Source organism: Hymenobacter arizonensis (assembly GCF_900115775.1).
In the GTDB taxonomy this organism is placed as follows: domain Bacteria; phylum Bacteroidota; class Bacteroidia; order Cytophagales; family Hymenobacteraceae; genus Hymenobacter; species Hymenobacter arizonensis.
Map to the genome: position 1 here is coordinate 592771 of NZ_FOXS01000002.1, position 25645 is coordinate 618415.

The 25645-nt window shown below is 57.6% G+C and carries 25 protein-coding genes; 12 read left to right on the plus strand and 13 right to left on the minus strand.

What is annotated here, in order from left to right:
• Positions 1–94 precede the first annotated feature (94 nt).
• On the minus strand, positions 95–439 hold the full coding sequence (locus BMZ66_RS08860; RefSeq protein WP_092671296.1) for a hypothetical protein: 345 nt from the start codon (positions 437–439) through the stop codon (positions 95–97).
• A gap of 143 nt (positions 440–582) precedes the next feature.
• Between BMZ66_RS08860 and BMZ66_RS08865 the strand changes: the two genes are divergently transcribed.
• Both BMZ66_RS08865 and htpG read left to right on the plus strand, forming a co-directional pair.
• Positions 583–1092, plus strand: coding sequence for a hypothetical protein (locus tag BMZ66_RS08865; RefSeq protein ID WP_143080121.1), 510 nt, complete (start codon positions 583–585; stop codon positions 1090–1092).
• Positions 1093–1228: 136 nt separating this feature from the next.
• Positions 1229–3064 carry a molecular chaperone HtpG gene (htpG, locus tag BMZ66_RS08870; protein ID WP_092671302.1) on the plus strand — a complete coding sequence of 612 codons (1836 nt, stop codon included), beginning with the start codon at positions 1229–1231 and terminating at the stop codon, positions 3062–3064.
• A gap of 157 nt (positions 3065–3221) precedes the next feature.
• On the opposite strand, the gene BMZ66_RS08875 is transcribed toward htpG, so the two are convergent.
• Positions 3222–4142: a class I SAM-dependent methyltransferase gene (locus BMZ66_RS08875; protein ID WP_092671305.1), complete on the minus strand. Its 921-nt coding sequence runs from the start codon at positions 4140–4142 to the stop codon at positions 3222–3224.
• Between the two features lie 169 nt (positions 4143–4311).
• Here BMZ66_RS08875 and BMZ66_RS08880 point away from each other — a divergent pair, with 169 nt between their 5' ends.
• Positions 4312–5289 (plus strand): YpdA family putative bacillithiol disulfide reductase, encoded by a 978-nt coding sequence (locus BMZ66_RS08880; RefSeq protein ID WP_092671308.1) that lies wholly within the window; start codon positions 4312–4314, stop codon positions 5287–5289.
• A gap of 102 nt (positions 5290–5391) precedes the next feature.
• Here the strand turns inward: BMZ66_RS08880 and BMZ66_RS08885 are convergent, their stop codons facing one another.
• Together BMZ66_RS08885 and BMZ66_RS08890 are read right to left on the minus strand one after the other, a co-directional pair.
• Positions 5392–6804: an SGNH/GDSL hydrolase family protein gene (locus BMZ66_RS08885; RefSeq protein ID WP_092671311.1), complete on the minus strand. Its 1413-nt coding sequence runs from the start codon at positions 6802–6804 to the stop codon at positions 5392–5394.
• 27 nt (positions 6805–6831) lie between these two features.
• Positions 6832–8100 (minus strand): OmpP1/FadL family transporter, encoded by a 1269-nt coding sequence (locus BMZ66_RS08890; RefSeq protein WP_092671314.1) that lies wholly within the window; start codon positions 8098–8100, stop codon positions 6832–6834.
• Positions 8101–8251: 151 nt separating this feature from the next.
• Between BMZ66_RS08890 and lptB the strand changes: the two genes are divergently transcribed.
• The 3 genes from lptB to BMZ66_RS08905 all read left to right on the plus strand — a co-directional run bounded on the left by lptB (position 8252) and on the right by BMZ66_RS08905 (position 11082).
• Positions 8252–8983, plus strand: coding sequence for an LPS export ABC transporter ATP-binding protein (gene lptB / locus BMZ66_RS08895; RefSeq protein ID WP_092672968.1), 732 nt, complete (start codon positions 8252–8254; stop codon positions 8981–8983).
• A gap of 167 nt (positions 8984–9150) precedes the next feature.
• Positions 9151–10701, plus strand: a complete 1551-nt coding sequence (locus BMZ66_RS08900) for a GH3 auxin-responsive promoter family protein (protein ID WP_092671317.1) — start codon at positions 9151–9153, stop codon at positions 10699–10701.
• A 144-nt stretch (positions 10702–10845) separates the two neighbouring features.
• Entirely contained in the window at positions 10846–11082 is a 237-nt protein-coding gene (locus BMZ66_RS08905) for a hypothetical protein (RefSeq protein ID WP_143080122.1), read from the plus strand.
• Positions 11083–11118: 36 nt separating this feature from the next.
• On the opposite strand, the gene BMZ66_RS08910 is transcribed toward BMZ66_RS08905, so the two are convergent.
• The gene (locus BMZ66_RS08910) at positions 11119–11901 is read right to left on the minus strand and encodes a TIGR00266 family protein (RefSeq protein ID WP_092671323.1); all 783 of its coding nucleotides are present in this window, start codon (positions 11899–11901) and stop codon (positions 11119–11121) included.
• Positions 11902–12069: 168 nt separating this feature from the next.
• On the opposite strand from BMZ66_RS08910, the gene BMZ66_RS08915 reads away from it, so the two are divergent.
• Complete coding sequence (locus tag BMZ66_RS08915) at positions 12070–12630, plus strand: toxin-antitoxin system YwqK family antitoxin (RefSeq protein ID WP_092671326.1); 561 nt, start codon at positions 12070–12072, stop codon at positions 12628–12630.
• A 23-nt stretch (positions 12631–12653) separates the two neighbouring features.
• On the opposite strand, the gene BMZ66_RS08920 is transcribed toward BMZ66_RS08915, so the two are convergent.
• The 5 genes from BMZ66_RS08920 to BMZ66_RS08940 form a co-directional block, all read right to left on the minus strand.
• The gene (locus BMZ66_RS08920; RefSeq protein ID WP_092671329.1) at positions 12654–13052 is read right to left on the minus strand and encodes a hypothetical protein; all 399 of its coding nucleotides are present in this window, start codon (positions 13050–13052) and stop codon (positions 12654–12656) included.
• A gap of 144 nt (positions 13053–13196) precedes the next feature.
• The gene (gene gltX, locus BMZ66_RS08925; protein ID WP_092671332.1) at positions 13197–14744 is read right to left on the minus strand and encodes a glutamate--tRNA ligase; all 1548 of its coding nucleotides are present in this window, start codon (positions 14742–14744) and stop codon (positions 13197–13199) included.
• Positions 14745–14831: 87 nt separating this feature from the next.
• Positions 14832–16127, minus strand: coding sequence for an erythromycin esterase family protein (locus BMZ66_RS08930; protein WP_092671335.1), 1296 nt, complete (start codon positions 16125–16127; stop codon positions 14832–14834).
• 153 nt (positions 16128–16280) lie between these two features.
• Complete coding sequence (locus tag BMZ66_RS08935) at positions 16281–16472, minus strand: hypothetical protein (RefSeq protein WP_092671338.1); 192 nt, start codon at positions 16470–16472, stop codon at positions 16281–16283.
• Positions 16473–16532: 60 nt separating this feature from the next.
• The gene (locus tag BMZ66_RS08940) at positions 16533–16916 is read right to left on the minus strand and encodes a Rid family detoxifying hydrolase (protein ID WP_092671341.1); all 384 of its coding nucleotides are present in this window, start codon (positions 16914–16916) and stop codon (positions 16533–16535) included.
• Positions 16917–17280: 364 nt separating this feature from the next.
• Here BMZ66_RS08940 and BMZ66_RS26040 point away from each other — a divergent pair, with 364 nt between their 5' ends.
• Positions 17281–17649 (plus strand): 3-hydroxyacyl-CoA dehydrogenase family protein, encoded by a 369-nt coding sequence (locus tag BMZ66_RS26040; RefSeq protein ID WP_234795043.1) that lies wholly within the window; start codon positions 17281–17283, stop codon positions 17647–17649.
• Between the two features lie 191 nt (positions 17650–17840).
• On the opposite strand, the gene glmS is transcribed toward BMZ66_RS26040, so the two are convergent.
• From glmS to BMZ66_RS08960, 3 genes are all read right to left on the minus strand, one after another.
• Positions 17841–19676, minus strand: coding sequence for a glutamine--fructose-6-phosphate transaminase (isomerizing) (gene glmS / locus BMZ66_RS08950; RefSeq protein ID WP_092671347.1), 1836 nt, complete (start codon positions 19674–19676; stop codon positions 17841–17843).
• A gap of 79 nt (positions 19677–19755) precedes the next feature.
• The gene (locus BMZ66_RS08955) at positions 19756–21279 is read right to left on the minus strand and encodes a DUF4270 family protein (protein WP_092671351.1); all 1524 of its coding nucleotides are present in this window, start codon (positions 21277–21279) and stop codon (positions 19756–19758) included.
• On the minus strand, positions 21263–22075 hold the full coding sequence (locus BMZ66_RS08960) for a glycogen/starch synthase (protein WP_092671354.1): 813 nt from the start codon (positions 22073–22075) through the stop codon (positions 21263–21265). Before BMZ66_RS08960 ends, BMZ66_RS08955 begins: the two co-directional genes overlap by 17 nt.
• Positions 22076–22193: 118 nt before the next feature.
• On the opposite strand from BMZ66_RS08960, the gene panC reads away from it, so the two are divergent.
• From panC to BMZ66_RS08980, 4 genes are all read left to right on the plus strand, one after another.
• The gene (gene panC / locus BMZ66_RS08965) at positions 22194–23042 is read left to right on the plus strand and encodes a pantoate--beta-alanine ligase (protein WP_092671357.1); all 849 of its coding nucleotides are present in this window, start codon (positions 22194–22196) and stop codon (positions 23040–23042) included.
• 59 nt (positions 23043–23101) lie between these two features.
• Positions 23102–24127: a lysylphosphatidylglycerol synthase transmembrane domain-containing protein gene (locus BMZ66_RS08970; protein WP_234795044.1), complete on the plus strand. Its 1026-nt coding sequence runs from the start codon at positions 23102–23104 to the stop codon at positions 24125–24127.
• Positions 24128–24214: 87 nt separating this feature from the next.
• Positions 24215–24700, plus strand: coding sequence for a D-glycero-beta-D-manno-heptose 1-phosphate adenylyltransferase (gene rfaE2 / locus BMZ66_RS08975; RefSeq protein WP_092671360.1), 486 nt, complete (start codon positions 24215–24217; stop codon positions 24698–24700).
• An 87-nt stretch (positions 24701–24787) separates the two neighbouring features.
• Positions 24788–25465, plus strand: coding sequence for a zinc metallopeptidase (locus tag BMZ66_RS08980; RefSeq protein ID WP_092671363.1), 678 nt, complete (start codon positions 24788–24790; stop codon positions 25463–25465).
• Positions 25466–25645 lie beyond the last annotated feature (180 nt).

The window sequence follows — 25645 nt, forward strand, 5'->3', positions numbered from 1 at the left end:
GCCGCACAACGGCGGCATAAGCAGTAGTCCGCCCCCAGACCGCGGCAGGGGTCAGGGCAGAACATTGCTTAAAATCAAGAAAAGCCGGGAGCCGCTACGCGGCCGGCGGCCCACGCAGTTGGGCCGGTTGCCGGGCTATCCAGGGCGCTGTGGCGATGGTAGGCACGGGAGCCGTGGCAAAGCACGAGTGGGCCACTGGCTGTGGCACCACCACAGGCGCGCTCAGCAAAAAGGGCACGTCGTAGAAGTGCTCGGCGGGGCAGTGCAGGTGCTGGGCGCTAACCAGGGCCTTGCCCTTGCTCCGAAAAGCCGGCGCCTGGGCGGGCTCGTCCGCGGTGTGTGCGTGCGCGTGCATATCCAATACCCACGTCTCGGGCAGCAGCGTCCGCACGAGGCAGAGCAGCAGGAGAAGGGCGATATGGGAGCGCAGGGCGGACATAAATACAAAGATGCGAGGAAAGAAATAAAACGCGGCGAAGAGAATCTTTTTAACCCTCTTCCGTTTATAACATTCCAGTGGAGGCGAATTGTTAACAGCCCAACCAGTATTTTCGCCCCAAGCGGCTCAGGCCGAACTCTTTTGTGATAATTACAACGATTCCCGACCTATCTGTGCAGCACGACGAAGCCTTGGGCTTGCTGCGCATCGAGTGGGCCTCGGGCCAGGACATGCGAACCTTCCGGGCCAGCTTCGAACAAATTTTAGAACTGGCTCAGCGCTCCCAAACCAGGCATGTACTCCTGGACATAAACTCCTTTCCCGACATATCGGTGTACGACCAAGTCTGGATGGGGTCAAACTGGATGCCTGAGCTGGTGAAGCTGCCAATCGAGCGTCTGGTTTTGGCCATCAACCGCCACCGGGTACACAACCAGCTGGCTATCGATTCGCTCATTGCAACAGCGCGTCCGCTCATCAAGTTCGACCTCCAGTTTTTCTTGACGGCCGTGCCGGGCCTGCACTGGCTCAGCGACTATTCTCCCCGCCTGCCAATGTTGCTGGCCGAGTGGAACGCCGTGCACGGACCCGACCTGCCCTCGGCCTCGGGTAATTTGACCGAGCCGCGCAACTTCTTCCGGCCCCGGGGCTAGGCCGACGGCCCCCGCCGCTGTCAATCTGACAGCGCATCTCCCCTTGGAACGTGCTTTGAATGCCGCTCGACCTGCGGCCCGCGGCCCTGTGCCCGGCCATTCCGTCTGCATTCAACCGTTTCCCTATCTTATTACCATGCAAGAAACCGGCTCCATCTCCATCCACACCGAGAACATCTTCCCCATCATCAAGAAGTTCTTGTATTCCGACCACGAAATCTTCCTGCGGGAATTGGTTTCGAACGCCGTCGATGCCACCCAGAAGCTGAAGAGCCTGGCCCAGCTGGGCGAGTTCAAAGGCGAGCTGGGCGAGCTGAAAGTGCGCGTGACCGTGGACAAAGAAGCCCGCAAAATCACGATTTCCGACCACGGCCTGGGCATGACGGCCGAGGAAATCAAGAAGTACATCAACCAGATTGCCTTCTCCGGCGCCACCGAGTTTGTGGAGCAGTACAAGGAGAAGGACGCCGCCACCAAAGACCAGATTATCGGTCAGTTTGGCCTGGGCTTCTACTCGGCCTTCATGGTGGCCAGTGAGGTGGAAATCTGGTCGAAGTCATACAAAGACGACACGCTGACGGCCCACTGGGTGTGCGACGGCAGCACGCAGTTCACCCTCGACGAGCCCACGGGCGAGCACGCCAAGGCCGAGCGCGGCACCGACGTGGTGCTACACGTGGCCGAAGATTCCGACGAATTCCTGGAGGAGGCCCGCCTGCGCACCATCCTCACCAAGTACTGCAAGTTCCTGCCCATTCCGATTGAGTTCGAGGGCCAGCTCATCAACGACACCACGCCCATCTGGACCAAGCAGCCCGCCGAGCTGACCGACGAAGACTACAAGAAGTTCTACCAGGAGCTCTACCCCATGAGCATGGACGAACCCCTGTTCTGGATTCACCTGAACGTGGACTACCCGTTCAACCTGACGGGCATTCTCTACTTCCCCAAGGTGAAGGACGAACTGCAGTTTCAGCGCAACAAGATTCAGCTCTACTCGCGCCAGGTGTTCATCACCGACGAAGTGAAGGACGTGGTGCCCGAATTCCTGATGCTGTTGCACGGCGTGATTGACTCGCCCGATATTCCCCTGAACGTGTCGCGTAGCTTCTTGCAGGCCGACGCCGCGGTGAAGAAAATCAACACCTACATCACCAAGAAAGTAGCCGACAAGCTCAGCAGCCTGTTCAAGCAGGACCGGCCCGGCTACGAGGAGAAGTGGTCCGATATCGGCATGTTTGTGAAGTACGGCATGCTCTCGGACGAGAAATTCTACGAGAAGGCCAAGGACTTTGTGCTGCTGAAGAACGTGGACAACAAGCTGTTCACCCTCAACGAGTACACCGAGCACATTCAGGCCAACCAGAAAGACAAGAACGACAGCACCGTGGTGCTCTACACCAACGATGCCGAGCACCAGCACAGCTTCGTGGCTGCTGCCCAGGAGCGCGGCTACGACGTGCTGAACTTCGACCACATTCTCGACCCGCACTTCGTGGGCCAGCTAGAGCAGAAACTGGAGAAAACCAGCTTCAAGCGTGTCGATGCCGACACCGTGAGCAAGCTCATCGAGAAGGACACCACCACCGAAAGCGTGCTGGGCGAAGACGACCAGAAAAAGCTGGAAGAAACGTTCAAATCGGCCATCGCCAACGAGGCTATGCACGTGAAAGTGGCGGCCCTCTCGCCCCAGGACGCGCCCGTGGTTATCACTCAAAACGAGTTCATGCGCCGCATGAAGGATATGCAGCGCACTGGCGGCGGTGGCGGCATGCAGATGTTCGGCGCCTTCCCCGAGTCGTATGATGTGACAGTGAACGCCAACCACCCCGTAGCCCAGAAAGTACTGGCCGACGGCGGCAGCGGCGAGAAACTGGCCAAGCAGGCCTTTGACTTGGCCCTCCTGGCCCAAGGCATGCTGAAAGGCGAGGCGCTGACGGCGTTTGTGAAGCGTAGTACGGAGCTGCTGTAAAACCTCACCCCCGGCCCCTCTCCCGTGGAGAGGGGAGCCAACTGATTCGTAATGAAAAGCCCCGACTCATTTTTGAGTCGGGGCTTTTTGTTTTGAACTGATGAATAATGGGGCCGCCGTGGCTCCCCTCTCCACGGGAGAGGGGCCGGGGGTGAGGTTACGCCGCCTTCACGTTCCGCGCCACCACAAACATCCTATCCCCAAACCGCCCGGTCACCTTATTCAAATAGTAAGTCGGGTACTGCCCCGCCAGCTTGCCCACCTTCTCCACCATACTGCCGCCCAAGCGGATATTCTTCGGCGGCTTCACCGGATTCAGCAGCTCCACTACCTCGAACCCCTGCTTCTTGAGCATCTTGGTAATGGTGGCAGGAGTAAATTCGAAGAGGTGATAAGGCGGGATGTCCATCTTGCGCTCCTTGCCCAGCAGGCCGTACGCGGCGAAGCCCAAGCGCACGGTGGGCAGGTTCAGGGTGGCGGGCAGGGCCAGAACCAGCAGGCCATCGTTGGACAGAATGCGGTGAAACTTGGCCAGCGTGGCGCTGGGCGAGAGCAGGTGCTCGAGCACGTCGCCCATGTAGGCGAGGTCGAACTGGTTTTCGTGGAAGTCCTCGGTGGTTTCGATGTTGCCGGTTACCACAGGCAGCTGCAACTCGCGGCGGGCAAATTCGGCGGCGTGCTCGGAGATTTCCAGGCCGTGGGTTTCCCAGCCCAGCGCTTGCAGACTTTTGAGGGTGTAGCCAGGGCCGCAGCCCACTTCCAGGTAGCGGAACTTGCGGCCGGGGTACTTGGCCAGGATGTAGTTGGTGAACTTGTCGGGCCGGACCTGGTTTAATACATCGCGCTTCTGGCCTTCCTCAATGAAAACCACCTCCTGTTGGGTGCGGTCGTAGTTGGGCCGCTCCGTGAAGTAGTCCTTGCCGTAGAGCCGTTCCAGCTGCACGGGCGTGGGCTGGGGGTCCAGAAACATCAGGTCGCAGCTTTGGCACTGGGTGCCTTGCAGCTTTTGACTTTCAAATTCGTAGTAGAAAGGCAGCTTTTTAAATTTGGTGCTGCCGCACAAGTCGCAGGTACGCATGGCTGTAGCGCGCGAGTAGCGCAAACTTTAACTTCGTTGACCTTTCGGTTGTAGTTCGCGTCCCGGAACGACTACCGCCAGCGCAAATGCACAACGGCGCGGGGACGCGAGCTGCAAAGTTCGCGCTACTTCACTCAACAATTCTCCAACCCCTGGTTGGCACTAGTATATGCTTGATGTTCTCATTATTGGCGCCGGCCCTGTTGGCCTCGCCTGCGCCCTCGAAGCCCAGCGCCGCGGCCTGCGTACAGCCGTGGTAGAAAAAGGCGCGCTGGTCAATTCCATCGTGGGCTATCCCACCAACATGGAGTTTTTCTCCACGCCCGAGCTGCTCGAAATCGGCGGCTACCCATTTCCCACCAACCACTACAAGCCCCTGCGCGAAGACGCCCTCGACTACTACCACCGCGCAGCCGCCACCGAGAAGTTGGAGCTGCGCCTGCACGAGAAAGTGCAGTCTCTGGAAGGTGAGCAGGGCGACTTCACCGTGCGCACCGACAAAGGCCAGATTCGCACCCGCACCGTGGTAGTAGCCACCGGCTTCTACGACTTGCCTAATCCGCTCGGCGTGCCCGGCGAAGACCTGCCTAACGTCAGCCACTATTACAAAGAGCCCTACCAGCACGCCACCCAAAACGTAGTGGTCATAGGAGCCAAAAACTCCTCGGCCAAAGCCGCCCTGCAGCTCACCCGCGCCGGAGCCAAAGTCACGCTCATCGTGCGCGGCCCCGAAGTCAGCAATTCCGTGAAATACTGGATTCGCCCCGACCTCGTCAACCGCATTGCCGAAGGCCGCATCACCGCCTACTTCAACACCACAATCACGGCCATCACGCCCGAAGCCATCGAAATTCTGACGCCCGAAGGCCCGCTCACCATCGCCACCAATTTCGTGTACGCCCTCACCGGCTACCACCCCGACGAAGCCCTGCTCGGCCGCCTCGGCGTAGAGCCCGACCCGGCCGACGAAGCCCACGCCCCGCTCTTTGACACCGCTACCCACGAAACCACGCGCCCCGGCCTGTACGTGGCCGGCACCGTGTGCGGCGGCCGCGCCACCAGCCGCTGGTTTATCGAAAACGGCCGGCACCACGCCCAACTGATTGCTGCCCACATTGCCGCCCGGCAGCCCGTGAGTGCTGCGTAATGCGCAATCTGTGGTTACCGCACACCTCTAGTTGGACTGACATTTCACAAAAAACGCCTTCCTCTTTCGGGGAAGGCGTTTTTGTTATTGTTACAGGGCAAGCTACTGCGGGAAGCGTACGCCGCGGTAGGAGCTGACATCCACGCCGGGCACCGAAGAACCGTACTTGGCATTGATGACTTTAATCATCTCGTTAGCTACGAGGGCGTAGCCGCGCGGCGTGGGGTGCACCCCGTCCAAGCTAAACAAGTTGCCTGAAACATAGGCCGCCGTATTAGGAACGGTGTTGGTGATAACGCCACTGGTAGCCACTGAACGGAAGAACACGTTGGCATCAAATACTGCTAGGTTGCGAGCATTTGCGGCGGTAACGAGTGCAGTATTGAAAGCCGTGGTAGCAGCTTGAACCTGAGCCTGCTCGGTATCGTCAAGAATGAAGGCACTGGGAATGGGATTGCCCGCCGTGGCTCCGAAAGCCTGCAGGGTGTCAACACCGTAGGCCTGCAAATAAGTGGCAAGAGCCGCCCGAGGCACGAAGGAGCGCCACGGAGCGCCGGTAGGCCGGCCCAGCAACCCCAGGAATGGCGAGGAAGTGAGCGTAAACAATTGGCGACCGTTGCCGGCAGCATCCCGAATGTCGGCGGTAGCAATTTGCCTGCGGTTGGCAGTCGCGGGCCCACCGGGTGCGGCGCCCGTCATAGCCACGATGCCGGGAACGCTATTTGCTGTCAGCGTTGCTTTGAAAGAGGGACCCACCGTGGTGAAAAAAGGAATGGTGGTGACATCTGGAATGGTCGCCACTACGCCTTTGGCACCGCCTGCTGTCAGAGCATCCAGAACCAAGTTGTTGTTGGCTGTGAAAGTGGCAATAGGAGTGAGGGAACTGGAAGCTCCTCCAGCCGTGGCAAAGCCCAGAACGTCATTGTTGCCCAGCCAAGAGGTAAAGAAGGTTGGCCGCAGGCTCGTCACCGTGGCCTGCACACGTTGCAGGTACGTTTGCTGCAAATTGGCATCGGGGGTGATGCGCTCAAAGTAAGCATTAGTGCTAGTCAGTGTATTGCTGGTAATGTCCGACATGCGGATGCCGTCGACTCCCAGATTGTTAACCGGGTCGGTGTATTTCGTGTAAAGAACCCGCGGGCTTACTGCCCGGATGGCCAAGTTGGTGGTCACGTTACCGGTCGTGGGCGTGCCAGCTGCCGTGAAGCCAGTTATGCGCAGGTAGCCTGAGCCATTGCTTTGGGCCTCGGTGAAAAGAGGCTGCACAAACTCACCGCCGCCCACTCGCTTAAACTGAGTAGCAAGGATGTTGGGGTACGAATTGAGTTGGCCTTCCCGGTAGACGCCGCCATCGGAGGTGCCCTGCGTGAGCGAGTTGCCTACCGATACATAGGTGGTAAAATCGGCTTGTCCGGCACTGGATTTCGGGTCTTCATTCAGGTCAGGCTGGCAGCCGCCAAGCGCAAGGCCTAACAGCGCTAGAAAGGGCGCGGAACGTTTGAAAATAAGGTTCATACAAACGAGATACTAGCGGGGTGAGACTTAAAAGTTGTAGCGGAAGCCGATGCCGGGGATGCTGACATTGGTGCGGTAAGTGCCGGCCACGCGGTCAGTGGTACCGTTGTTGAGCAGGTCGGCTTCCGTCTGGGTGCGCTTGAGAATAGCTTGGAACATAAAGGATGCATCGACGCCGAAGTTCTCGGTGATGTTGTAGCCCACCCCGGCCGTGCCGATGATGCGGTTGTTGTCGGGGGTTTCGGGGGTCACGTAGCCGTCTTTCACGGGCGTCATATCGTAGGCCGTGCCCAAGCGCAGGGCCAACTTGTCGTTCACCTTATACTGGCCGCCGAGGCGGAAAGTCAGGGCGTCCTCGTACGAGCGTTTCGACTCCGAGAACGTGGCCGTACCTATCTGAGCAGGGGCTCCGTCTTTGGTGAAGTCGAAGCGCAGGGCGCGGTACTCGCTCCACTGCGTGAAGTTTACGTCCACGCCAATGGTCAGCTTATCGGTGGGCATAATGCCGATGCCGAGATTCACGGTGGCGGGCAGGGGCAGTGTGGCGTCAAACTTGTTGGCCACAAACCGCGACTGCAGCGCCGGAATGGGGTTGGTCACGGTTACGTCGCCGCCTACCACGCGCGCATCAATCTTGGAGCGGTAGCTCACGCCTAGGCTGAGCTTGTCCGAAGGCTTGAAGAAAATGCCGGCGTTCACGCCAAAGCCCGTTTTGGTTTTGCCGTCCAACTCAATCCGGCCTTCGGCCGAGGGCAGCGCAACGGCGCGCTGCAGGTTCACCGAACCCGAGGCCAGAATCATCAGGCCCGCGCCCACGCTCAGCTTATCAGTGATGGCGTAGCTCACAGTGGGCTGCACGTAAATAGCGCGCAGGGTGATTTCGCTCAGCGAAAAACGACCTTCCCAGCCGTCCTGGTACTTCAGTGTAGAGCCATAAGGCGTATACACGGCAATGCCCGTCCGGAACTTGCCCTCCTTGGGGCCAAAGCTGGCGTAAAGGTTAAATGGCGTGACGGTGGTATTCTCTAACTCGCGCTGTGGACCGCCCGAGGCCGGCCGGAACGCAAGCCGGGCAAATGTGGCACTCACGCCCACTTGCACGCCGCTTTGGCGCAGCATGGCCATGGCGCCGGGGTTCAGAAACTGCGCGGCCTGTTCCATGGAGAGGCCCACGCCCACTCCGCCCATGCCAATGCTCTGCTGGCTGGGCAGGTAAACCTGAAAGCCGCCTGCGCTAGCGCTCGACGCGCCCATCAGGACAGCCCCGCCCGCAAGGAGTAGTGTTTTTACCGTCATACAATATAGAAAATTTAGGTGGTGAGGTTGTAAGGGCTAAAAGTAACGTAAATTTTCAAGTGAAGTGTTAGGCAAGCCGAATAATTAAATGCATTACAAACGTTTGTGGCGCGTCTTCACCTTCGCAAGCACCAGCCTGTACCTTTGCACTATGATTCTTCGCGCCGACCACCTGATTAAGAAATACAAAGCCCGCACCGTGGTCAACGACATGTCGGTCACGGTGGAGCAGGGGGAAATTGTTGGGCTACTCGGGCCAAACGGTGCCGGCAAAACCACGTGCTTCTACATGATGGTGGGCATGGTAAAGCCCAACGCCGGCCGCATTTACCTCGATGATATCGAAATCACCACCATGCCCATTTATCAGCGGGCACGGCTGGGCGTGGGCTACCTGGCCCAGGAAGCCAGCGTGTTTCGCGACCTGAGCGTGGAGGAAAACATCATGGCTGTGCTCGAAATGACCAGCATGAAAAAAGAAGCCCGGCGCGACAAAGTGGAAGAGATGCTTGAGGAATTCAGCCTCACCCACGTGCGCAAAAACCTGGGCAAGGTGTTGAGCGGGGGCGAGCGCCGCCGCACCGAAATTGCCCGCGCCCTGGCCGTCGACCCCAAGTTCGTGCTGCTCGATGAGCCCTTTGCTGGCGTAGACCCCATCGCGACCGAAGAAATCCAGGGCATCGTGTCCAAGCTCAAGCACCGCAACATTGGCGTGCTCATCACCGACCACGACGTAAACTCCACCCTCAGCATCGTGGACCGCGCGTATCTGCTTTTTGAAGGCAAGCTTCTGAAAGCCGGCACCGCCGAAGAACTGGCCAGCGACGAAACCGTGCGCCGCGTGTACCTGGGCAAAAACTTCGAGTTGAAACGGGCCGTGTAACAACCCGGCCCAGGCAGGCACGCTCAGAAGATAATGAGGCAATAAGCCGCCCGCAGCGATGAGATAGGCGCGGCCAGCGACTTCCCGGCCATCGCATTTTCTGGCCGGATGGCAGTGCCATTAGCGCCGCACGCCATTACTTCGTGCCCTCATCACGCCACTGCATTATGCTCGACCAGCTACTCGCCTCCGCCGTTCAGTGGGGCAGCCTACCCCGGTTGGCCCGCATCCGCGAACAGCCGCACCGCGTGCAGGCGCAGGTGCTGCAGCGACTGCTCAGCCGGGCCCAAGCCACCGAATGGGGACAGCGCTACGGCTTTCGGGAGCAGCTGAGCGCCGCCGAGTTTGCGCGGCGCGTGCCAGCCAGCACCTACGAGCAGCTGTACCCCGAAATTGAGAAGGTGCTGCGCGGCCAGGCCGATGTGCTCTGGCCGGGCCGGCCGCAGTGGTTTGCCAAGTCGAGCGGCACCACCAACGACCGCAGCAAGTACATCCCCGTCACGCGGGAAGCCCTGCACGACTGCCACTACCGCGCCGGCCGTGACATGCTGGCCCTGGCCACTACCTTTTACCCGCAGGAGCGGCTGCTCACCGGCAAAACGCTCTCGCTCGGTGGCACGCACGCCAGCAATCCGTTTCGACTTCAAGAGTCCGCTTCCCGCGTCGGCGATGTGTCGGCCGTCATCATGCAGCAGCTGCCGTGGTGGGCCGAGCAAATGCGCACGCCCCCGCTCGCATTGGCGCTGCTCGAGGAATGGGAAGAGAAAATTGAGCGCATTGCCGCCCACGTGCTCACCCAGGACGTACGCACCCTCGCCGGCGTGCCCACTTGGATGGTGGTGCTGCTGCGTCGCGTGGTAGCCCTCGCCAACGCGCCCGACATCACCCACGTGTGGCCGAACCTGCGGCTGTTTTTGCACGGCGCCGTAGCGTTTGGGCCCTACCGCGAGCTGTTTCGGCAGCTGATTCCCGATGCGCGCATGCGCTACCTCGAAATCTACAGCGCATCGGAGGGCTACTTCGCCCTCCAAGACCAGCCCAACAGCGAAGACCTGCTGCTGCTGCTCGACCACGGCATCTACTACGAATTTCTGCCCGCCGAGCAGTGGGCCAGCCCCGACCCACGCCCCATTCCGCTGGGTGAAGTAGAACTGAACCGGCCCTATGCCGTGGTCATCACTACCAACGCCGGCCTATGGCGCTACATCGTGGGCGATACCGTGCGCTTCACCTCGCGGGCTCCGTACCGGGTGCGCATCACCGGCCGAACCAAGCACTTTTTGAACGCTTTCGGGGAGGAAGTCGTCATCGAGAATGCCGAAGCAGCCGTGGCCGCGGCCAGCCGGGCCACCGGGGCAGCTGTCCGCGACTTTACTGCCGCCCCGGTCTGGTTTGTTGCCGAGGATTCGTCACGCGGAGGACACGAGTGGGCCATAGAGTTCGCAACGGCCACCATTACCCCCGACCTTGATAAGTTCGGCGCCGTGCTCGATGCTACGCTCAGCGAGCTCAATTCGGACTACGCTGCCAAGCGGCACCGCAGCCTGGCGCTGGCACCTCCGCGGCTACACGCCGTGCCGTCGGGCACATTCGAGGCGTGGCTGGCTAGCCAGGGGAAGCTTGGCGGCCAGCACAAAGTACCACGCCTGCTCAACTCACGCGATGTGTTGGAGGCTGTGTTGCGAACCGCCACCAAGTACCAATCTAATGGAGTATAACGGTATGCCAACCAGTATTTAGGAAATAAATGTTAAAAGAATAACAGAAAAATGCGGCTTGCATAGCCAAAAATTTGGCTTAGTTAAATTGTTTATATTACATTTCGGGAATTCTTAGTAATATTACATTCTTATTCCCACTCTATGTCTTATTCAACTCTTGTTCCCATGGCCAAGAAATCGGCCTTTCAACGCCCGTATAAGTCACGTAGCGAACGCCGAGAAATCGACCGCCGCAAGCACGATGAGGCAAAAGATTATAAATTTCTGATTCGGGTAGCCATTGCCATAGGCCTCGTGCTGGTGGTTGCGCTCGGGTTTGCCATCACTGGAGTGGTAGACAACAGTGGCAACCTGGCGCAATCGACGATGAGCAGGTAGCAGCCCTGGGGTGCTCGGCACCCCAGGCCCCAACCTTTACTGGTCCATCACGCCCCCGAAGAGGCCGCCCAGCACGCCGCCACTTTCTTTTTGGGTATTGCTCCCGCCGGGAGCCAGGGCTTGAATGAGCTTTTTAACCGGCATCGACTGTATCCACACGCGGCCTGTGCCGCGTAGGGTGGCCAGCAACAGCCCTTCGCCACCGAATATCATCGATTTCAAGCCACCGGCCCGGGCCACACTGAAATCAATGCTGGGCTCGAACGCGACCACGCAGCCCGTGTCCACGCGCAGGAGCTCGTTGTTCAGTTTTTTCTCGATGATGGTGCCGCCGGCGTGCACAAAGGCCTTTCCGTCGCCAGTCAGCTTCTGTAGAATAAAGCCCTCGCCCCCAAAAAGCCCGGCCCCGAATTTCTGGTTGAAGTGCACGCTAATTTTGGTGCCCCGCGCCGCGGCCAGAAAACCATCTTTCTGCACAATCAGGCCATTGGGCATGTCGCCCAAATTGACGGGGATGATGGTGCCCGGGTACGGTGCTGAGAACGCCACGCGGCTTTTGCCATAGCCCCCGCGGTGCGTGAAGTGCGTGATAAACAACGACTCGCCCGTAATCAGCCGGGTGCCGGCCGAGAACAGTTTGCCCATTAGGCCCTGGTCGGGCTCTGAGCCATCGCCCATCTTGGTTTCGAAGGCGATGCCTTCTTCCATGTAAACCATGGCCCCGGCCTCGGCAATTACGGTTTCGTTGGGGTCAAGCTCAATTTCCAGCACCTGGATATCGGAACCAATGATGCGGTAGTCAACGTCGTGAGAAAGCATAGCAACATGGAAAGATGGTTGATGCAGCCAAAGGTAAAAGCGCGCGGGATTTCTGCTGGCCGTTCACTATATAGGACATAGGCCCAGGCATACACGAAATTTCGGCGCAGAGACGTTTGGCTTTCCGATAGAAACTAAATTTATAATCCGATCTAATGTTCTCGTTTTATGCGCATTTCTGTGTTCCTGATTTTCCTCAGCGTCGGCCTGCTGTTAGGTTCCTGCGCCGCTAGCAACCGCTACGACCGCAACAGCATGACCAGAGGCCGTTGGCGTACTTATTATGACTCCAACAGTAAACACATCACGGGGAAATACCGCCACGGGCGCCCGGTAGGCACGTTCCGCTATTATGCGCCCACCGGCACCCTCGACCATTCGGAGCGCTACGGCGACGACGGCCTGTGCGAGGTAACTTACTGGCACCCCAGCGGGAAAGTAGCTCGCCGGGGCACGGCGCAGTGGGTTACTGGGGCCAAAGGCGCCCGGTTCTACTGGTACGGGCCTTGGACAAGCTTCGACGAAGACGGCCAGATTACATCCATTCAAACCTACACCGACGGCACCGTTAGCCGCACCGAAACGTACGAGCTGGGCAAGCTCACGCACGTGGAAATCCATGACAACGCGGGCAAGGTCACGCGGGCTGAAACGTACCAGGACGGCAATTTGCTGCGCGTAGAAACCTTTGAGCAAGGCCGGCGCACTGGCTCTTCGCTCACGTTGTAACAGCTAAAGCGGACTTGGTTGGTTTACTCGTCGGCGGGCAAGTCGAGGCGGGTTTCCGCGGCCGCCGCATCGGGGTCGAGTGCTGCTTTCTTGCGCTTGGCCTCGCGGCTGGTGCGTTTCATAAAGTCTTCTTCGCTCTCCTCGGGCTCGGGCGAGTGCTCGGCATCGGCAATGGGGAAGGCTTCGTCCTCGGTTTCGTCGGGAGCGGGCTTTTCGCCAAATTGTCCGGCGCGGTCCACCAGTTTTTTGTCGCGCACGTGGCGCCCCAGAAACTGGTTGATTTCCTCGATGCTGTAGTTGGAGGTGATTTCGCCCAGCGGGTTCACGCCAATCTCAAAGCCTTCCAGCTCTTTGTGGACGCGGGCTTTCTTGTCGGGGTCTTGCTGCGATTTCGACTTCGGTTTAACAGGTTTCTTGGCCATGGTGGAAGCAGTTGAGTTGGGTAGCGGTGGTACGCTTTACGCGAATTAGCCGGCGTGGGTGGTCACTCAAGAACGGACCAAGCATAAAAAAAGGCTGGCCATTGGCCAGCCTTTTGTCTTTACAGCGAAGGAACCACGCAATGCTTATCCCAGCGTGGCCACCGCCTGACGCAGGCGGGTGGCAACTTCGCCCGTGCCCAAAATGGCCAGGGTCTCAAACAAGTCGGGGCCAGCTGCAGCGCCGGTCACGGCCACGCGCAGGGCTTGCAGCACCTGGCCCGGCTTCATGCCTTTCTCCTCCACAGTCTGGTTGAAAATGGCTTTTACTACTTCGGCGTTGGAGCTGGGCTCCGAAGAATCGGGCAGAGCTTCAGCATAGGCCACTAAGACGCTGCTCACCTGCGCATTCCATTTCTTGGCCACCACCTGCTCATCGTAGCTGTCCGGCGCCTGGAAGAAGTACTTGGCTTCCTGCCAGAAGTCGTTGGGGAAGCTCACCCGCTCCTTCATCACGCTCACAATTTGCTCGGCCTTGGCCTGGTCGCAGGCAATGCCGTGCTCGGCCAGGGCCGTGAGTAGGTAGGGGGCCAGTTCGGCGTCGGACTTGGCGCGGAGGTAATGCTCATTGTACCACTTCACCTTGTTCTGGTCGAAGCGGGCCGGCGACTTACTCACGCGCTCGATGCTGAAGGCAGCAATGAGTTCGTCCATCGAGAAAATCTCCTGCTGCGAGCCGGGGTTCCAGCCCAGGAAAGCCAGGAAGTTGATGAAGGCTTCGGGCAGGTAGCCGTCTTCGCGGTAGCCGCGGCTCACAGTGGGCTCGCCGGTTTCACCGTCGGTGCCGTGCCATTCCAGCGGAAATACGGGGAAACCGAGCTTGTCGCCGTCGCGCTTGCTGAGCTTGCCGGTGCCGTCGGGCTTCAGCAGTAGGGGCAGGTGGGCAAACTGTGGCATGGTGCTTTCCCAGCCCAAATAGCGGTAAAGCAGCACGTGTAGCGGCGCCGATGGTAGCCATTCTTCACCCCGAATCACGTGGGAGATTTCCATCAGGTGGTCGTCCACGATGTTGGCCAGGTGGTAGGTCGGCATGCCGTCCGACTTCATCAGCACCTTGTCGTCGATGGCCGAAGAGTGCACCACCACCCAGCCGCGAATCAGGTCCTGAAAACGGACTTCCTCTTTGCGCGGCACCTTGAGGCGAATAACGTACTGCGCGCCGCTGTCGAGCAGCTGCTTCACCTCGTCCTCGGGCAGGGTGAGGGAGTTGCGCATCTGGGCGCGGGTGATGCTGTTGTACTGCGGATTGGGCACTTTGGCGGCCTGCAGGCGCGCGCGCATGGCGTCTAGCTCCTCGGGGGTGTCGAAGGCGTAGTAGGCGTGGCCGCTGGCAATGAGCTGGTCGGCGTACTGCTTGTACATGGGCTTGCGCTCGCTCTGGCGGTAGGGCGCGTGCGGGCCGCCGGGGCCCACGCCTTCGTCAATCACAATGCCGCACCAGGCCAGCGCTTCCAGAATGTAGTCTTCGGCGCCGGGCACGAAGCGGTTCTGGTCAGTGTCTTCAATGCGAAGCAGCATCTTGCCGCCCAGCTTGCGGGCCAGCAAATAGTTGTAAAGGGCCGTGCGGACCCCGCCAATGTGCAGTGGCCCCGTGGGCGACGGTGCAAAGCGCACCCGAACTTCTCTCTCAGTCATATCGCAAAAAAAGCGCGTTCCGGAGTTCGGAACGCGCCGCAAAGGTAACGCCAGTAACCAGTAGCGCGAAGCTAGGCGCTGCGAGTTCTACTCGCCCCACGGATACAGGTCGGGCGGGCCCTTCTCAGTCGGATGAATATCGAGCGGGTGCAGGGCCTGGGTTTTATCAAAGAAGAGAAACGCATCGTACCGCTCCGGGATAACCGAGGGCACGTAATTTCCGAACTGTTCGAACTGTGGGCGGTACACCACTCCAATGGCCCGGTGGCCCTGGGCCTTGCTCAGGCTGTCAATTTGCCTAAGCTCGGAGGACAAAAGCAGCGCATTATCGCCGCTCAGCTGGCTGTGCAATTGGTGCTCCCAGGAGCCTCGGGTAGCCGCCGGCACGGCCATGGTCTCCAGTGGTGCTCCCCAGGATTTCCCGGCAATCACGCTGCCCTGGTACGAACCAAACCCCACGCTGAACACTTTATCCCGACCCAACTGCTCCCGGGCCAGCTGGCCGATGTTGACCATGTCTTCGCGGCGCATGTCCGTAAAGCGGGCATCGCCGATGTGGGTGTTGTGCGCCCAAATGATGGCTTTGCTATCCGGCCCGTGCAGGTCAAGCAGGCGGGTGAGAGTTTCCATCATGTGCTCGTCACGCACGTTCCAGGAGGCCCCGCCACCGCGCAACATGGCCTTGTAGTAGCGCTCGGCGTTCACCGCCACCAAGGCATTTTGCTCGGCTCCGAAGGCCAGCTCCCGCTCGGGTAGGTTGGTCGCGGGCCGCTGCAAGGTTTGGGTACGCAGGGCTTTGAGCACGGCGGTTACCTCGTCCTGGCAATCTTCCGACACAAAGGCCACGGCCCGGGCATACTCCTGCGGGTCGGTGCTGTAGGGCTCGAAGCAACTGAAGGCGCGGCGCGCGGCCGTTACGGCGCCATCGCCCTGCTTTTCTACATACTGCAGCACCGCTTGCAACGATTCCCAGAGGCTATACACGTCGAGGCCATAGAAGCCCACACGCTGCTCAGCGGGCTTGCTTAGGTTGTGGCGGTGCAGCCAGTCGACCAGGGCCGCAATCTCCCAGTTCCCCCACATCCAAGTCGGCCATCGGTCGAAGGTTTGCAGCAGCTGCGCGGCGGAGCTGTAGCTCACTTCTTCCTGCTTGATGGCGGCATTCACTGCGAAGCAGTCGGGCCAGTCGCCCTCCACGGCAATGAATTGAAAACCTTTTTCCTGAATCAGGCGCTTGCTCAGGGCCGCCCGCCAGGTGTAGTACTCGTGCGTGCCGTGCGACGCCTCGCCTAGCAACACCACGCGGGCGTCGCCAATGGCGTCCAGCACGGGGGCTAGGTCGGCCGTTTGCTGTAGGGGGTAGGTGGGAAAAGACGAAGCCATAGCCAAAGGGTATTCAGCGGAATGGGTTTTCCGCTTCCAATTGGGTCCACGTTAGTAGACCTTGCCCAACCTACGCCCTTGGCTATCTATTGGTTAATGAGGAGCTTAGCTGTAAGCTCAGCCTCTCAGAAATCAGTCGGCTTGGCTGCCAAGCTAATCCCGGTTCTTAAAGCTGAGCCACAGTATTAGCCCAAGCAGCGTAATCCCACCGCGAATTAGCCAGGCCACAGTCGTGCCCCACTGGTCAATCCAGGTCAGAAATACTGATTTGATGTTGGGGTTGATGAACGGCAGTACCAGCGAAATCAGCCCAATGATGAGCAGCCCGAGTCCAAGTTCTTTCATGCGTGAGAGTAGTTAGCAAGCGTTGATTATTTCGCATCAACGCTGTGCGGGCCCTCTTTCTTATGCGCCAACGGCAATGCAGGAAATTTCCACTTCCACGTCGCGGGGCAGGCGGCTTACCTCTACCGTTTCGCGAGCCGGCGCGGTAGCCTCATCAAAGTAGGAACCGTAAATCTGGTTGATGGTGGCAAAGTTGCCGAGGTCTTTCACGAAAATGCTGCACTTCACTACATCCGTCAGGGCGAGGCCAGCGGCAGCTAGCACGGCCGTGAGGTTTTTCAGCACCTGATGGGTTTGCTCGGACACGTCGCCTGCTACCAGCTGTCCGTTAGCATCGAGCGGAATCTGACCCGAAACATAAACGGTATTGCCAGCCTTCACGGCTTGCGAGTAGGGTCCAATCGGTGCAGGAGCTTGGTCAGTCAGGATAATCTGGTGGGGCATGGGTGGGTATGGTTAGGGTATCTTTGGCCCCAAAGTAACAACCGAAACTATGCACATCCTGGTCATTGACGGCAACCATGTAGAGGCTGAGTTCCGCCAGAAATTCGGGCCGACGCACGAGTATACCTTTTTTCGTATTTCTGAGGTAGCAACTTACGACGACTTTAATCAGCAGCTTGAGGCCTGTTTAATTGCATGTAATGTCGTATTTGATTTACCCGGGTTACTACACTTGCAAAATCGCAAGCTTCCTTCTTTGCTTCCAGTATTTCAGGAGATGTCCGGTGCCGCCAACAGTTCATCGACTCTCTCTAGTTCTGTTTGTTTCGGCTTCTGCGGCCTCCCCACTCTCCTTAACCGCGCCTTGCTGGAAGTAAGCCTCTACGATGAGGCCGACCGCGGGAAGCTGGCCGAGACCTGCGCCGCCCTCGGTACTGACTACCGTGTAGTCGAAGACCGAGTGGGCCTGGTAACTCCCCGTGTCATCTGTCAAATCATCAATGAAGCCTGCTTCACCCTGCAGGAAGGAACTGCCAGCATGCAGGATATCGACCTCGGCATGAAGCTGGGTACCAACTACCCCCATGGGCCCTTTGCCTGGGCCAATGCCATCGGCGTAGAGCGCGTGTATGCCGTGCTAGAAGCCCTGTGGCAGGACACGCACGACGAGCGCTACAAAGTATGCCCCTTGCTCAAGCGGCAGGCACTACGCGGCCAGCCGTTTGCTGTCTGAACCGCGGATTTATCGGATTGAACGGAGTTGCCGAATTTTGAGGGCGATAAACTGTCGTCAGTGGCAAGGGCGCTGCTCAGGCTACGGCAATGCCGCGCCAAAAAAAGGCCACCTAATTAGGTGGCCTTTTCTGTTCTGGCAAATTGTCCTCAAAATCCGACAACTCCGTTCAATCTGCGGTTCAGACAGTTTTATTCCACCGTTACCGACTTGGCTAGGTTACGGGGCTGGTCCACGTTGCAGCCGCGCAGCACGGCAATGTGGTAGCTCAGCAGCTGCAGCGGCACCACCGATACCAGCGGCATCAGAACTTCGCTGGTGTGAGGCACTTCGATTACGAATTCGGCCATGGCCGGAATCACCTTGTCGCCTTCGCTCACCACGGCAATGATGCGGCCTTTGCGCGCCTTCACCTCCTGGATGTTGCTTACCACTTTCTCGTACGAGCTGTCGCGGGTCGCAATAACTACTACCGGCATGTTCTCGTCAATCAGCGCAATTGGGCCGTGCTTCATCTCAGCCGCAGGGTAACCCTCGGCATGTATGTAACTGATTTCCTTGAGCTTCAATGCGCCTTCAAGAGCTACAGGGAAGTTGTAGCCCCGACCCAGGTAGAGGAAGTTGGTGGCGTCCTTAAAAATCTCGGCAATGGCCTGAATCTCATGGTCCAGCTCCAGCGCCTTCTCCACTTTCGAAGGAATCGTGTCCAGCTCCACCATCAGCTCACGCAGCTTGGTGTCGGTAATGGTGCCCCGCTTCTGGCCCATAATCATGGCCAGCAGGGTCAGCACGGTTACCTGAGCCGTGAAGGCTTTGGTAGAAGCCACCCCAATTTCGGGGCCAGCGTGGGTGTAGGCCCCAGCGTCGGTAGCGCGCGCAATGCTGCTGCCCACCACGTTGCACACCCCAAAAATGGTAGCGCCTTTGCTCTTCGCCAACTCGATAGCGGCCAAGGTATCGGCCGTCTCACCGCTCTGTGAAATGGCAATTACAATGTCGCGCTCCGTAATAACAGGGTTGCGGTAGCGGAATTCCGAGGCGTACTCCACTTCCACCGGAATGCGGGCCAAGTCCTCAATCAGGTACTCGGCCACCAAGCCAGCGTGCCACGACGTGCCACAAGCTACAATGATGATGCGCTGGGCATTCACGAACTTTTGCTCGTAAGCCCGGATGCCGCCCATGTTCAAGTGGCCAGCTTCCAGCTCCAAGCGGCCGCGCATAGAGTCGAGAATTGAGCGGGGTTGCTCAAAAATCTCCTTCAGCATGAAGTGCTCGTAGCCACCTTTCTCGATGCTCTCCAACTCCATTTCCAGCTTCTGGATGTATGGGGTCTGGCTAACATCTTCTTTGGTACGAATCTCCAACTGGCCATCGCGAATAACCACTACCTCGTAGTCATTTACATAGACAACTTCGTTCGTGTACTCAATGATGGGGGTAGCGTCCGAGGCGATGAAGAACTCTCCTTCGCCAATGCCAATTACCATTGGCGAGCCCTTACGAGCCGCAATGAGTTGGTTGGGGGCGTCTTTGCTGAGTACTACAATGGCGTAGGCACCCACTACTTCGTGCAAGGCCAATCGCACTGCTTCTTCCAGTGAGCAGGCGTTCTGCGTTTGGATTTCCTCAATCAGGTTTACGAATACCTCCGTGTCCGTATCCGACTGAAACGTGTGCCCTTGCTTTAGCAAGTGCGTTTTCAGCGCGGCGTAGTTCTCAATGATGCCGTTGTGAATGATGGCAATTCGCTCCGAAGTGGAGTAGTGGGGGTGGGCGTTCTCGTCGTTGGGCTCGCCGTGGGTTGCCCAGCGCGTGTGGCCCATGCCTACGTTGGCATGCGTATCTTTTTCAAGAATAAATTTCTCTAAGTCAGCAACTTTGCCTTTTTTCTTATAGACGTTTAGCTCACCATCAAGCAATGCGACACCGGCTGAGTCATAGCCACGGTACTCGAGGCGACGAAGACCTTTAAGAATGATAGGGCAGGCCTCGCGATGACCCAAATAAGCAACAATGCCGCACATGGCAGAAGGGGGTTAAGTAATTAAAGGAATTGAGGATAAAGGAATAGGGGGACCTAACAGATGCCCGTCCCTTCGCTATTTATCGTTTGGAGTAGTAAACCCGCAAACTCACGTTGGCAGCATCGATTACTGCGCGGTTTAGGCCTAAGGTTAACGTAGATGGTTCCGTGCTATCAGGAATTAGGTTGCTACTGTCTGGTATGAGTAGCAACGAAGCCGGATTGCCGCCCAACCTATCGTTGAGATAAGCCTGTAAGTAATTAGTGATAACCAAGGTATAGTACTGCTGGGAAGCAGGTCCCTCCAGTATGCCCAGTGCTCTGCGGCCTACTACGAGTTGATTACTGCCATCTTCTTGCACAACGCGGTCGCTGGGAAGGAAATTTAAGATGCGCTGCAGTACCTTATTGTTATTGTCGGCTTCAACCGCATAGATGTAGCGGGGATTTGGAAACAACGCGTTGCTAAAAGGCTTCACGGGCACCCGCAACTCGGCGCGGTTGATGATGAGACCGGGCATATTTCTTAGGGCTTCCAAGCCCCTCAGCGTGACGCGGGTGCTCAAGCCAACGCCTTCCTGCAAATAGCTGGTGCCATTAAGGGTTGCGGACGCAACTGCTTGCGTCGCATCAGACAAGCGACTCAAATCAGTGTTTGCCAGATTGCTGCTCATCTGGGTGTAGTAGCGCGGGTCCCGTGCCGGAGCTGCTCCGCCACTGCTGTAAATCGGTCCGAAGAAAACCGAGTACGAACGCCAGCGGCGGCGAGCCGGCGCCACAGGAGCAGCAGCAGCGGCATCATGGAAGAAGAACGCCAGGCGACCATTATAAGAACGGCCAAAGCTGACAATGGCCGAAGAGTAGCCCTGACTGGGTTCGATAGCCAAGCCTTTCAACTCGCGGTTGAGCTGCGCTTGCGTGAAGCTGGCGCCACTGCCGCGCAGCGTTGCAAAGAAATTGCTGAAATAAGACGAAGCCACTGCCGGGGCGGGCGCAAAGGGCGCTGCTACGGCGCCACTGCGCTGCAATGCCAAACGTATTGTTTGGTCGGGCACAGCGGTCCTGGTTACGGGCCGGGTGCTGGTGTCCGTCACCACCAGCGCGGTGCGGTCGAGTCGGCTCATCAGGTTCTGGCCCAACAGGGCGCCCTTGGCCGTGGCTGTGGCGCTGTTGTAGGGCAACCGCTCATCCAGAGGGGCTTGCAGGTCGGAAACGTCAAAGCGCACGGGCGTCGCACTGCTGCCATTCACTCGGTCGAAACCCATCACCAGCACCACCGAGTCGAGAACGGGCTGAACTAGCTTGGACGGCAGCGAATCATTAGAACTGCCAGCCACCACGTTCAAGAATGAGCGCGCTTCGGTGATTCCAGCAACGTTATCGGTCAGCCGGCCTATTAAGTAATGGTCTGCTTTGAGGCTTTGCACCGAAGCGGTGCGGACCGTAGCCACATCGAGCAAAGGAGTTTTGTACTCCGTGTACTCGGTGCTGATGGCCGTAGTATTGGGTAGGTCAACGTTCAAATCAGTTCCTTTGTCGCAGCCGGTCAGGGCCAGCGCCGACAAGGCCACTACGGGTGCACAACGGCTAGTTAGCCAATTCATTGTAGAGCGCTAGGTAGGAGGAATGCAAGTTTTCGTCGGTGGCAACCTGGCTGAGCCGGTGATGCAGCGCGTACTCCGTGAACATGCCATTCATGTTGTCGCTGAAATCCTCGTCGGACCGCACCACAGTGTCGGCATATTCCATGCCCATTTTAATGAAACCGCTGAAGTCTGCCGTTTTCAGCGAGGCCAGCATGGCATCATCAATGTCGAGCATCTTGGCTTTCTCGAGGATGTTGCCCTCAAATTTGTCGGCAAACTCGTTGTTGTAAATCGAAAACACCGACTTGGCATCCTTGAACACCGGGTCTTTTTTGTAGGTCGTTTTCAGGTACAACGGAATCAGGCCCGTCATCCAGTCGCTGCAATGCACGATGTTGGGCGACCAGCCGAGTTTCTTCACGGTCTCGAGAACTCCTTTGCAGAAGAAGATGGCGCGCTCGTCGTTGTCGGCGTAAAATTTATCGTTCTTGTCGACCAGCGCCGACTTGCGGTGGAAATAATCTTCGTTATCAATAAAATAAACCTGCAACTTTGCCGTCGGAATTGAAGCAACCTTGATAACCAAGGGCTTCTCATCATCTCCCACGGCGATATTGATGCCCGAAAGGCGCACTACTTCGTGCAACCGGTTCTTGCGCTCATTGATAATGCCAAAACGTGGCACGAAAATGCGAATTTCGCAGCCCATTTCCTGCATGCTGGCGGGCAGCCGACGCAGCATTTCAGCTACTTTCGTAGTCTGTAGAAACGGGTCAATTTCGGTGGCCGCGTAGAGGATTCGTAGCTTCGACATAAGGGATTATTGAAGAGAATGGGACAAGGCCATGCTATGGGTGCACAAAATTAAACAATTTTGAGCGGAAAATCAATAAAAGCTACTTTGGAGGCTACCTCAATTGCCTTCCTCCTCTATGCAGATACTTACTACCGCCGCCGGGTTGCAAGCCTACACCGAACGGGCTCGTCAAACCGGAAAACGGGTGGGCTTGGTTCCCACCATGGGCGCTTTGCACGCCGGCCATCTTCAACTTGTGCGGGCCGCCCGGGCCGATTGTGACGAGGTGATAGCCAGCCTGTTCGTTAACCCCACGCAGTTCAATAGCGCCGAGGACTTCCGGCTTTATCCGCGCCTTCCCGAGGCCGATGCGGCATTGCTGGCACCAGTAGGGTGCACCGCCCTTTTTGTGCCGTCGGTAGACGAAATATACCCCCGGCCCACCGTGCTCCGGTTCGATTTTGGTGCCCTGGAACAGGTGATGGAGGGTGCCCACCGGCCTGGTCATTTTAACGGGGTGGCCACGGTCGTGAGCAAACTTTTTCATCTGGCGCGTCCGCACCGGGCCTATTTTGGGCAAAAAGACTGGCAGCAGGTTGCCGTGATTCGCCAGCTGGTGGCTGACTTATCGTTTGATTTGGAAATTGTAGCCTGCCCCACCATCCGCGAGGCCGACGGCTTGGCCATGTCTTCGCGCAACCTCCGGCTCGATGCCGAAGCCCGCGCGGTGGCGCCGCTCCTGCATCGGGTATTAGTTGCTGCTGCTGCCGAAGTGAGGCAAGGAATATTGCCTGCCCAAGTACGAGCCTCTGCGGCCTCGGCCCTCGCAAGCGAGCCACTTGTAACGCCTGAGTACTTTGAAGTAGCTGATGCACAAACCTTGCAGCCTCTTAGCGAGTATGCGGCGGGCCGCGACGTGGTACTTTGCCTGGCCGCGCACCTGGGCGGAGTCCGCCTCATCGATAATGTGGTAGTCGCCGCCTAAACTGGGGCGCTGTCACCTTTTATCTTTGCTTTACGAACCCTATATCCGGCCTTGCTTAGTTGAAACAGCTTCTCAATATCCTAAAATACGTGCTATTGCTGGCCTTATCCGGCGTACTCATGTGGTACGCCGTTCGTGACCAGGATTTATCGCGTATCGGCTATCATATTCGTTCAGCCAATTACTATTGGCTGGGGATAACCATGTTTCTCTCCGTGTTGGGGTACTTTAGCCGTGCTTACCGGTGGAGAATGCAGCTTGAAGCCTCGCGCCAGCACGTGCCTTACTGGAATGTCTACCACGCGATGATGGTAGGGTATTTGGCCAACATTGTACTCCCCCGCATGGGCGAAGTCATTCGCTGTTCGGTGCTGCGCCGCACAAGTGGGGTACCGGTAGAAGTGTCCCTGGGCACGGTGATAACGGAAAGGGTGATTGACGTGCTAGTGCTGGCCTCGCTGCTGGGAGCAGTGTTGCTGATGGAGTTTAATAAGTTTTGGGCATTTATTCAGAGCTTGTTTGTGGATAAATACGATTCTTTGGCGGCCAACCGAGATGTGCTGCTATTGGTATTGGGCATCATTGGGTTATTAGCCATAGTGTTTGGCTACTTGATGTTACGAAACCTCGATAAGCTGCGTGAGAATGCCTTATTTATGAAGGTGGTAGGGTTTGTTAAGGGCTTGCTGGCGGGCGTGTTTAGTATCCGAAAGATGGAAAACAAGGGCGTCTTTCTGCTTCATACGGCCTTCACCTGGTTGGTCTATTACCTGATGGATTACCTGGCTTTTAAGTGCTTTCCGGCAACCTACGGCCTTGATGTGAAGGCCGGCCTGGCGGTGCTCACATTCGGAGCTTTCGGTATGGCAGCCCCCGTTTCGGGCGGTATTGGCGCATTCCATGTGATGGTGCAGAGCACCTTGCTGGTGTATGGCATTGGCAAAGAGGCAGGTATTGCGTATGCTTTGGTGGTGCATGGTGCTCAAACGATTCTAATGGGACTTATGGGAGCTATTAGCTTCGTTGTTACTGCCATTCAATCGGCAAAGCCAGTGAGCAAAAGTGCGCTACAGGTAAATAGTTAACTTTAAGAGGAAGCGGAGCAATGACGGTTCAGCTAAATTCCTCCAAACCTGAATTACTCACCCTAAACTGGTTCCTGATTGTCTTGTATGTGGACGAAAGAAAAAATCTTGACCCGGGAGCAACTGCCTGCTACCGTAGCTGGCTGGCGGCAGCAAGGCCGAAAGGTGGTATTTACCAATGGCTGCTTCGACTTGCTACACCTGGGCCACGTTGATTACCTCGAGCAGGCTCGGCACTTGGGCGACGCCTTGGTAGTGGGCCTGAACACGGATGCTTCGGTGGGCGCGCTGAAGCCGGGCCGACCCGTGCAGGACGAAGAAGCCCGGGCGCGTATCCTCGCGTCGTTGTCGTTCGTAGATGCAGTAGTCCTGTTCGGCGAGCCTACCCCTTTAGCTCTTATCGAACTGGTGCAGCCCGACGTTTTGGTCAAGGGTGATGATTACGCAATTGACGGAATTGTAGGCCACGAATTGGTGTTAAACAGGGGCGGAGAGGTGCGTACCGTTCCTTTGGTGCCAGGCTACAGCACTTCCCGCATTGTCGAGCGTATAAAGAGTGCTGCTGGTTTTTAAGTTGTGGTTTCTGATTACTCGTTTGGGTACTTAGGCGTGGCCAACAACGAAAAGCCAGTAGCAAGAAACCAATAAACCCCTTCAGCCATGTACTTCCTTATAATTCTGCTTATGCTGGCCAGCTTCGTCATTCAGTGGCGTTTGCGAAGCAAGTTCAAACAGTATTCCCAAGTTGGCTTGAAAGCCAACCTAACCGGCGCCCAGATAGCCGAGCTCATGCTCGCCGACCACGGCATTACCGATGTGCGCATCATCAGCACCGAGGGCCGGCTTACCGACCACTATAACCCCACGGATAAAACCGTGAATCTGAGCGAAGGCGTATATGCCGAGCGCAGCGCTGGCGCTGCTGCCATTGCGGCGCACGAGTGCGGCCATGCTGTGCAGCACGCCACCGCGTATTCTATGCTGCAATTCCGCTCGGCAATGGTACCGGCTCTGAGCGCCGTATCTACCTACATGCCTTGGATTCTGCTCGCGGGTATTTTCATGATTAACCGCAGCGTGATTCCGCTGGGCGTGGGCATTGCTCTTTTCTCGCTTACTACGCTGTTTTCCTTTGTCACCTTGCCCGTAGAGTTTGACGCTTCGAGCCGGGCCTTGGCTTGGATGGACAAGCGGGGTGTAGTGACTACGCAGGAGCACGCCATGGCTAAAGATGCCTTATGGTGGGCCGCTATGACCTACGTAATTGCGGCCCTTAGCTCACTGGCTACGCTGTTGTACTACGTAATGATTTTCATGGGTGGCAGCCGCCGCAACTAAGCTACTGTTTGCATAGTCCTAAGCCACCGTCCTGCTTGCAGGGCGGTGGCTTTTTTATTTTGTTCAAATTTTTCTTGACATATTGAATATTTGATTTAAAGCTATAAATTGGTCATACCATTCGCTTCGTGGCTTTTAACATCAACTGTTAAAGGTGCGAAGGGTGTGTACGATGCTCCT

Bases quoted from the DNA above. Each gene is read 5' to 3' on its own strand.
- htpG (WP_092671302.1), top strand. From the start codon at position 1,229: ATGCAAGAAACCGGCTCCATCTCCATCCACACCGAGAACATCTTCCCC.
- BMZ66_RS08875 (WP_092671305.1), bottom strand. From the start codon at position 4,142: ATGCGTACCTGCGACTTGTGCGGCAGCACCAAATTTAAAAAGCTGCCT.
- BMZ66_RS08885 (WP_092671311.1), bottom strand. From the start codon at position 6,804: ATGAACCTTATTTTCAAACGTTCCGCGCCCTTTCTAGCGCTGTTAGGC.
- rfaE2 (WP_092671360.1), top strand. From the start codon at position 24,215: ATGTGGACGAAAGAAAAAATCTTGACCCGGGAGCAACTGCCTGCTACC.
- BMZ66_RS08920 (WP_092671329.1), bottom strand. From the start codon at position 13,052: ATGGCCAAGAAACCTGTTAAACCGAAGTCGAAATCGCAGCAAGACCCC.
- lptB (WP_092672968.1), top strand. From the start codon at position 8,252: ATGATTCTTCGCGCCGACCACCTGATTAAGAAATACAAAGCCCGCACC.
- BMZ66_RS08960 (WP_092671354.1), bottom strand. From the start codon at position 22,075: ATGTCGAAGCTACGAATCCTCTACGCGGCCACCGAAATTGACCCGTTT.
- BMZ66_RS08915 (WP_092671326.1), top strand. From the start codon at position 12,070: ATGCGCATTTCTGTGTTCCTGATTTTCCTCAGCGTCGGCCTGCTGTTA.
- BMZ66_RS08930 (WP_092671335.1), bottom strand. From the start codon at position 16,127: ATGGCTTCGTCTTTTCCCACCTACCCCCTACAGCAAACGGCCGACCTA.
- panC (WP_092671357.1), top strand. From the start codon at position 22,194: ATGCAGATACTTACTACCGCCGCCGGGTTGCAAGCCTACACCGAACGG.
- BMZ66_RS08935 (WP_092671338.1), bottom strand. From the start codon at position 16,472: ATGAAAGAACTTGGACTCGGGCTGCTCATCATTGGGCTGATTTCGCTG.
- BMZ66_RS08900 (WP_092671317.1), top strand. From the start codon at position 9,151: ATGCTCGACCAGCTACTCGCCTCCGCCGTTCAGTGGGGCAGCCTACCC.
- BMZ66_RS08860 (WP_092671296.1), bottom strand. From the start codon at position 439: ATGTCCGCCCTGCGCTCCCATATCGCCCTTCTCCTGCTGCTCTGCCTC.
- BMZ66_RS08890 (WP_092671314.1), bottom strand. From the start codon at position 8,100: ATGACGGTAAAAACACTACTCCTTGCGGGCGGGGCTGTCCTGATGGGC.
- gltX (WP_092671332.1), bottom strand. From the start codon at position 14,744: ATGACTGAGAGAGAAGTTCGGGTGCGCTTTGCACCGTCGCCCACGGGG.
- glmS (WP_092671347.1), bottom strand. From the start codon at position 19,676: ATGTGCGGCATTGTTGCTTATTTGGGTCATCGCGAGGCCTGCCCTATC.
- BMZ66_RS08955 (WP_092671351.1), bottom strand. From the start codon at position 21,279: ATGAATTGGCTAACTAGCCGTTGTGCACCCGTAGTGGCCTTGTCGGCG.
- BMZ66_RS08910 (WP_092671323.1), bottom strand. From the start codon at position 11,901: ATGCTTTCTCACGACGTTGACTACCGCATCATTGGTTCCGATATCCAG.
- BMZ66_RS08905 (WP_143080122.1), top strand. From the start codon at position 10,846: ATGTCTTATTCAACTCTTGTTCCCATGGCCAAGAAATCGGCCTTTCAA.
- BMZ66_RS08980 (WP_092671363.1), top strand. From the start codon at position 24,788: ATGTACTTCCTTATAATTCTGCTTATGCTGGCCAGCTTCGTCATTCAG.
- BMZ66_RS08880 (WP_092671308.1), top strand. From the start codon at position 4,312: ATGCTTGATGTTCTCATTATTGGCGCCGGCCCTGTTGGCCTCGCCTGC.
- BMZ66_RS08940 (WP_092671341.1), bottom strand. From the start codon at position 16,916: ATGCCCCACCAGATTATCCTGACTGACCAAGCTCCTGCACCGATTGGA.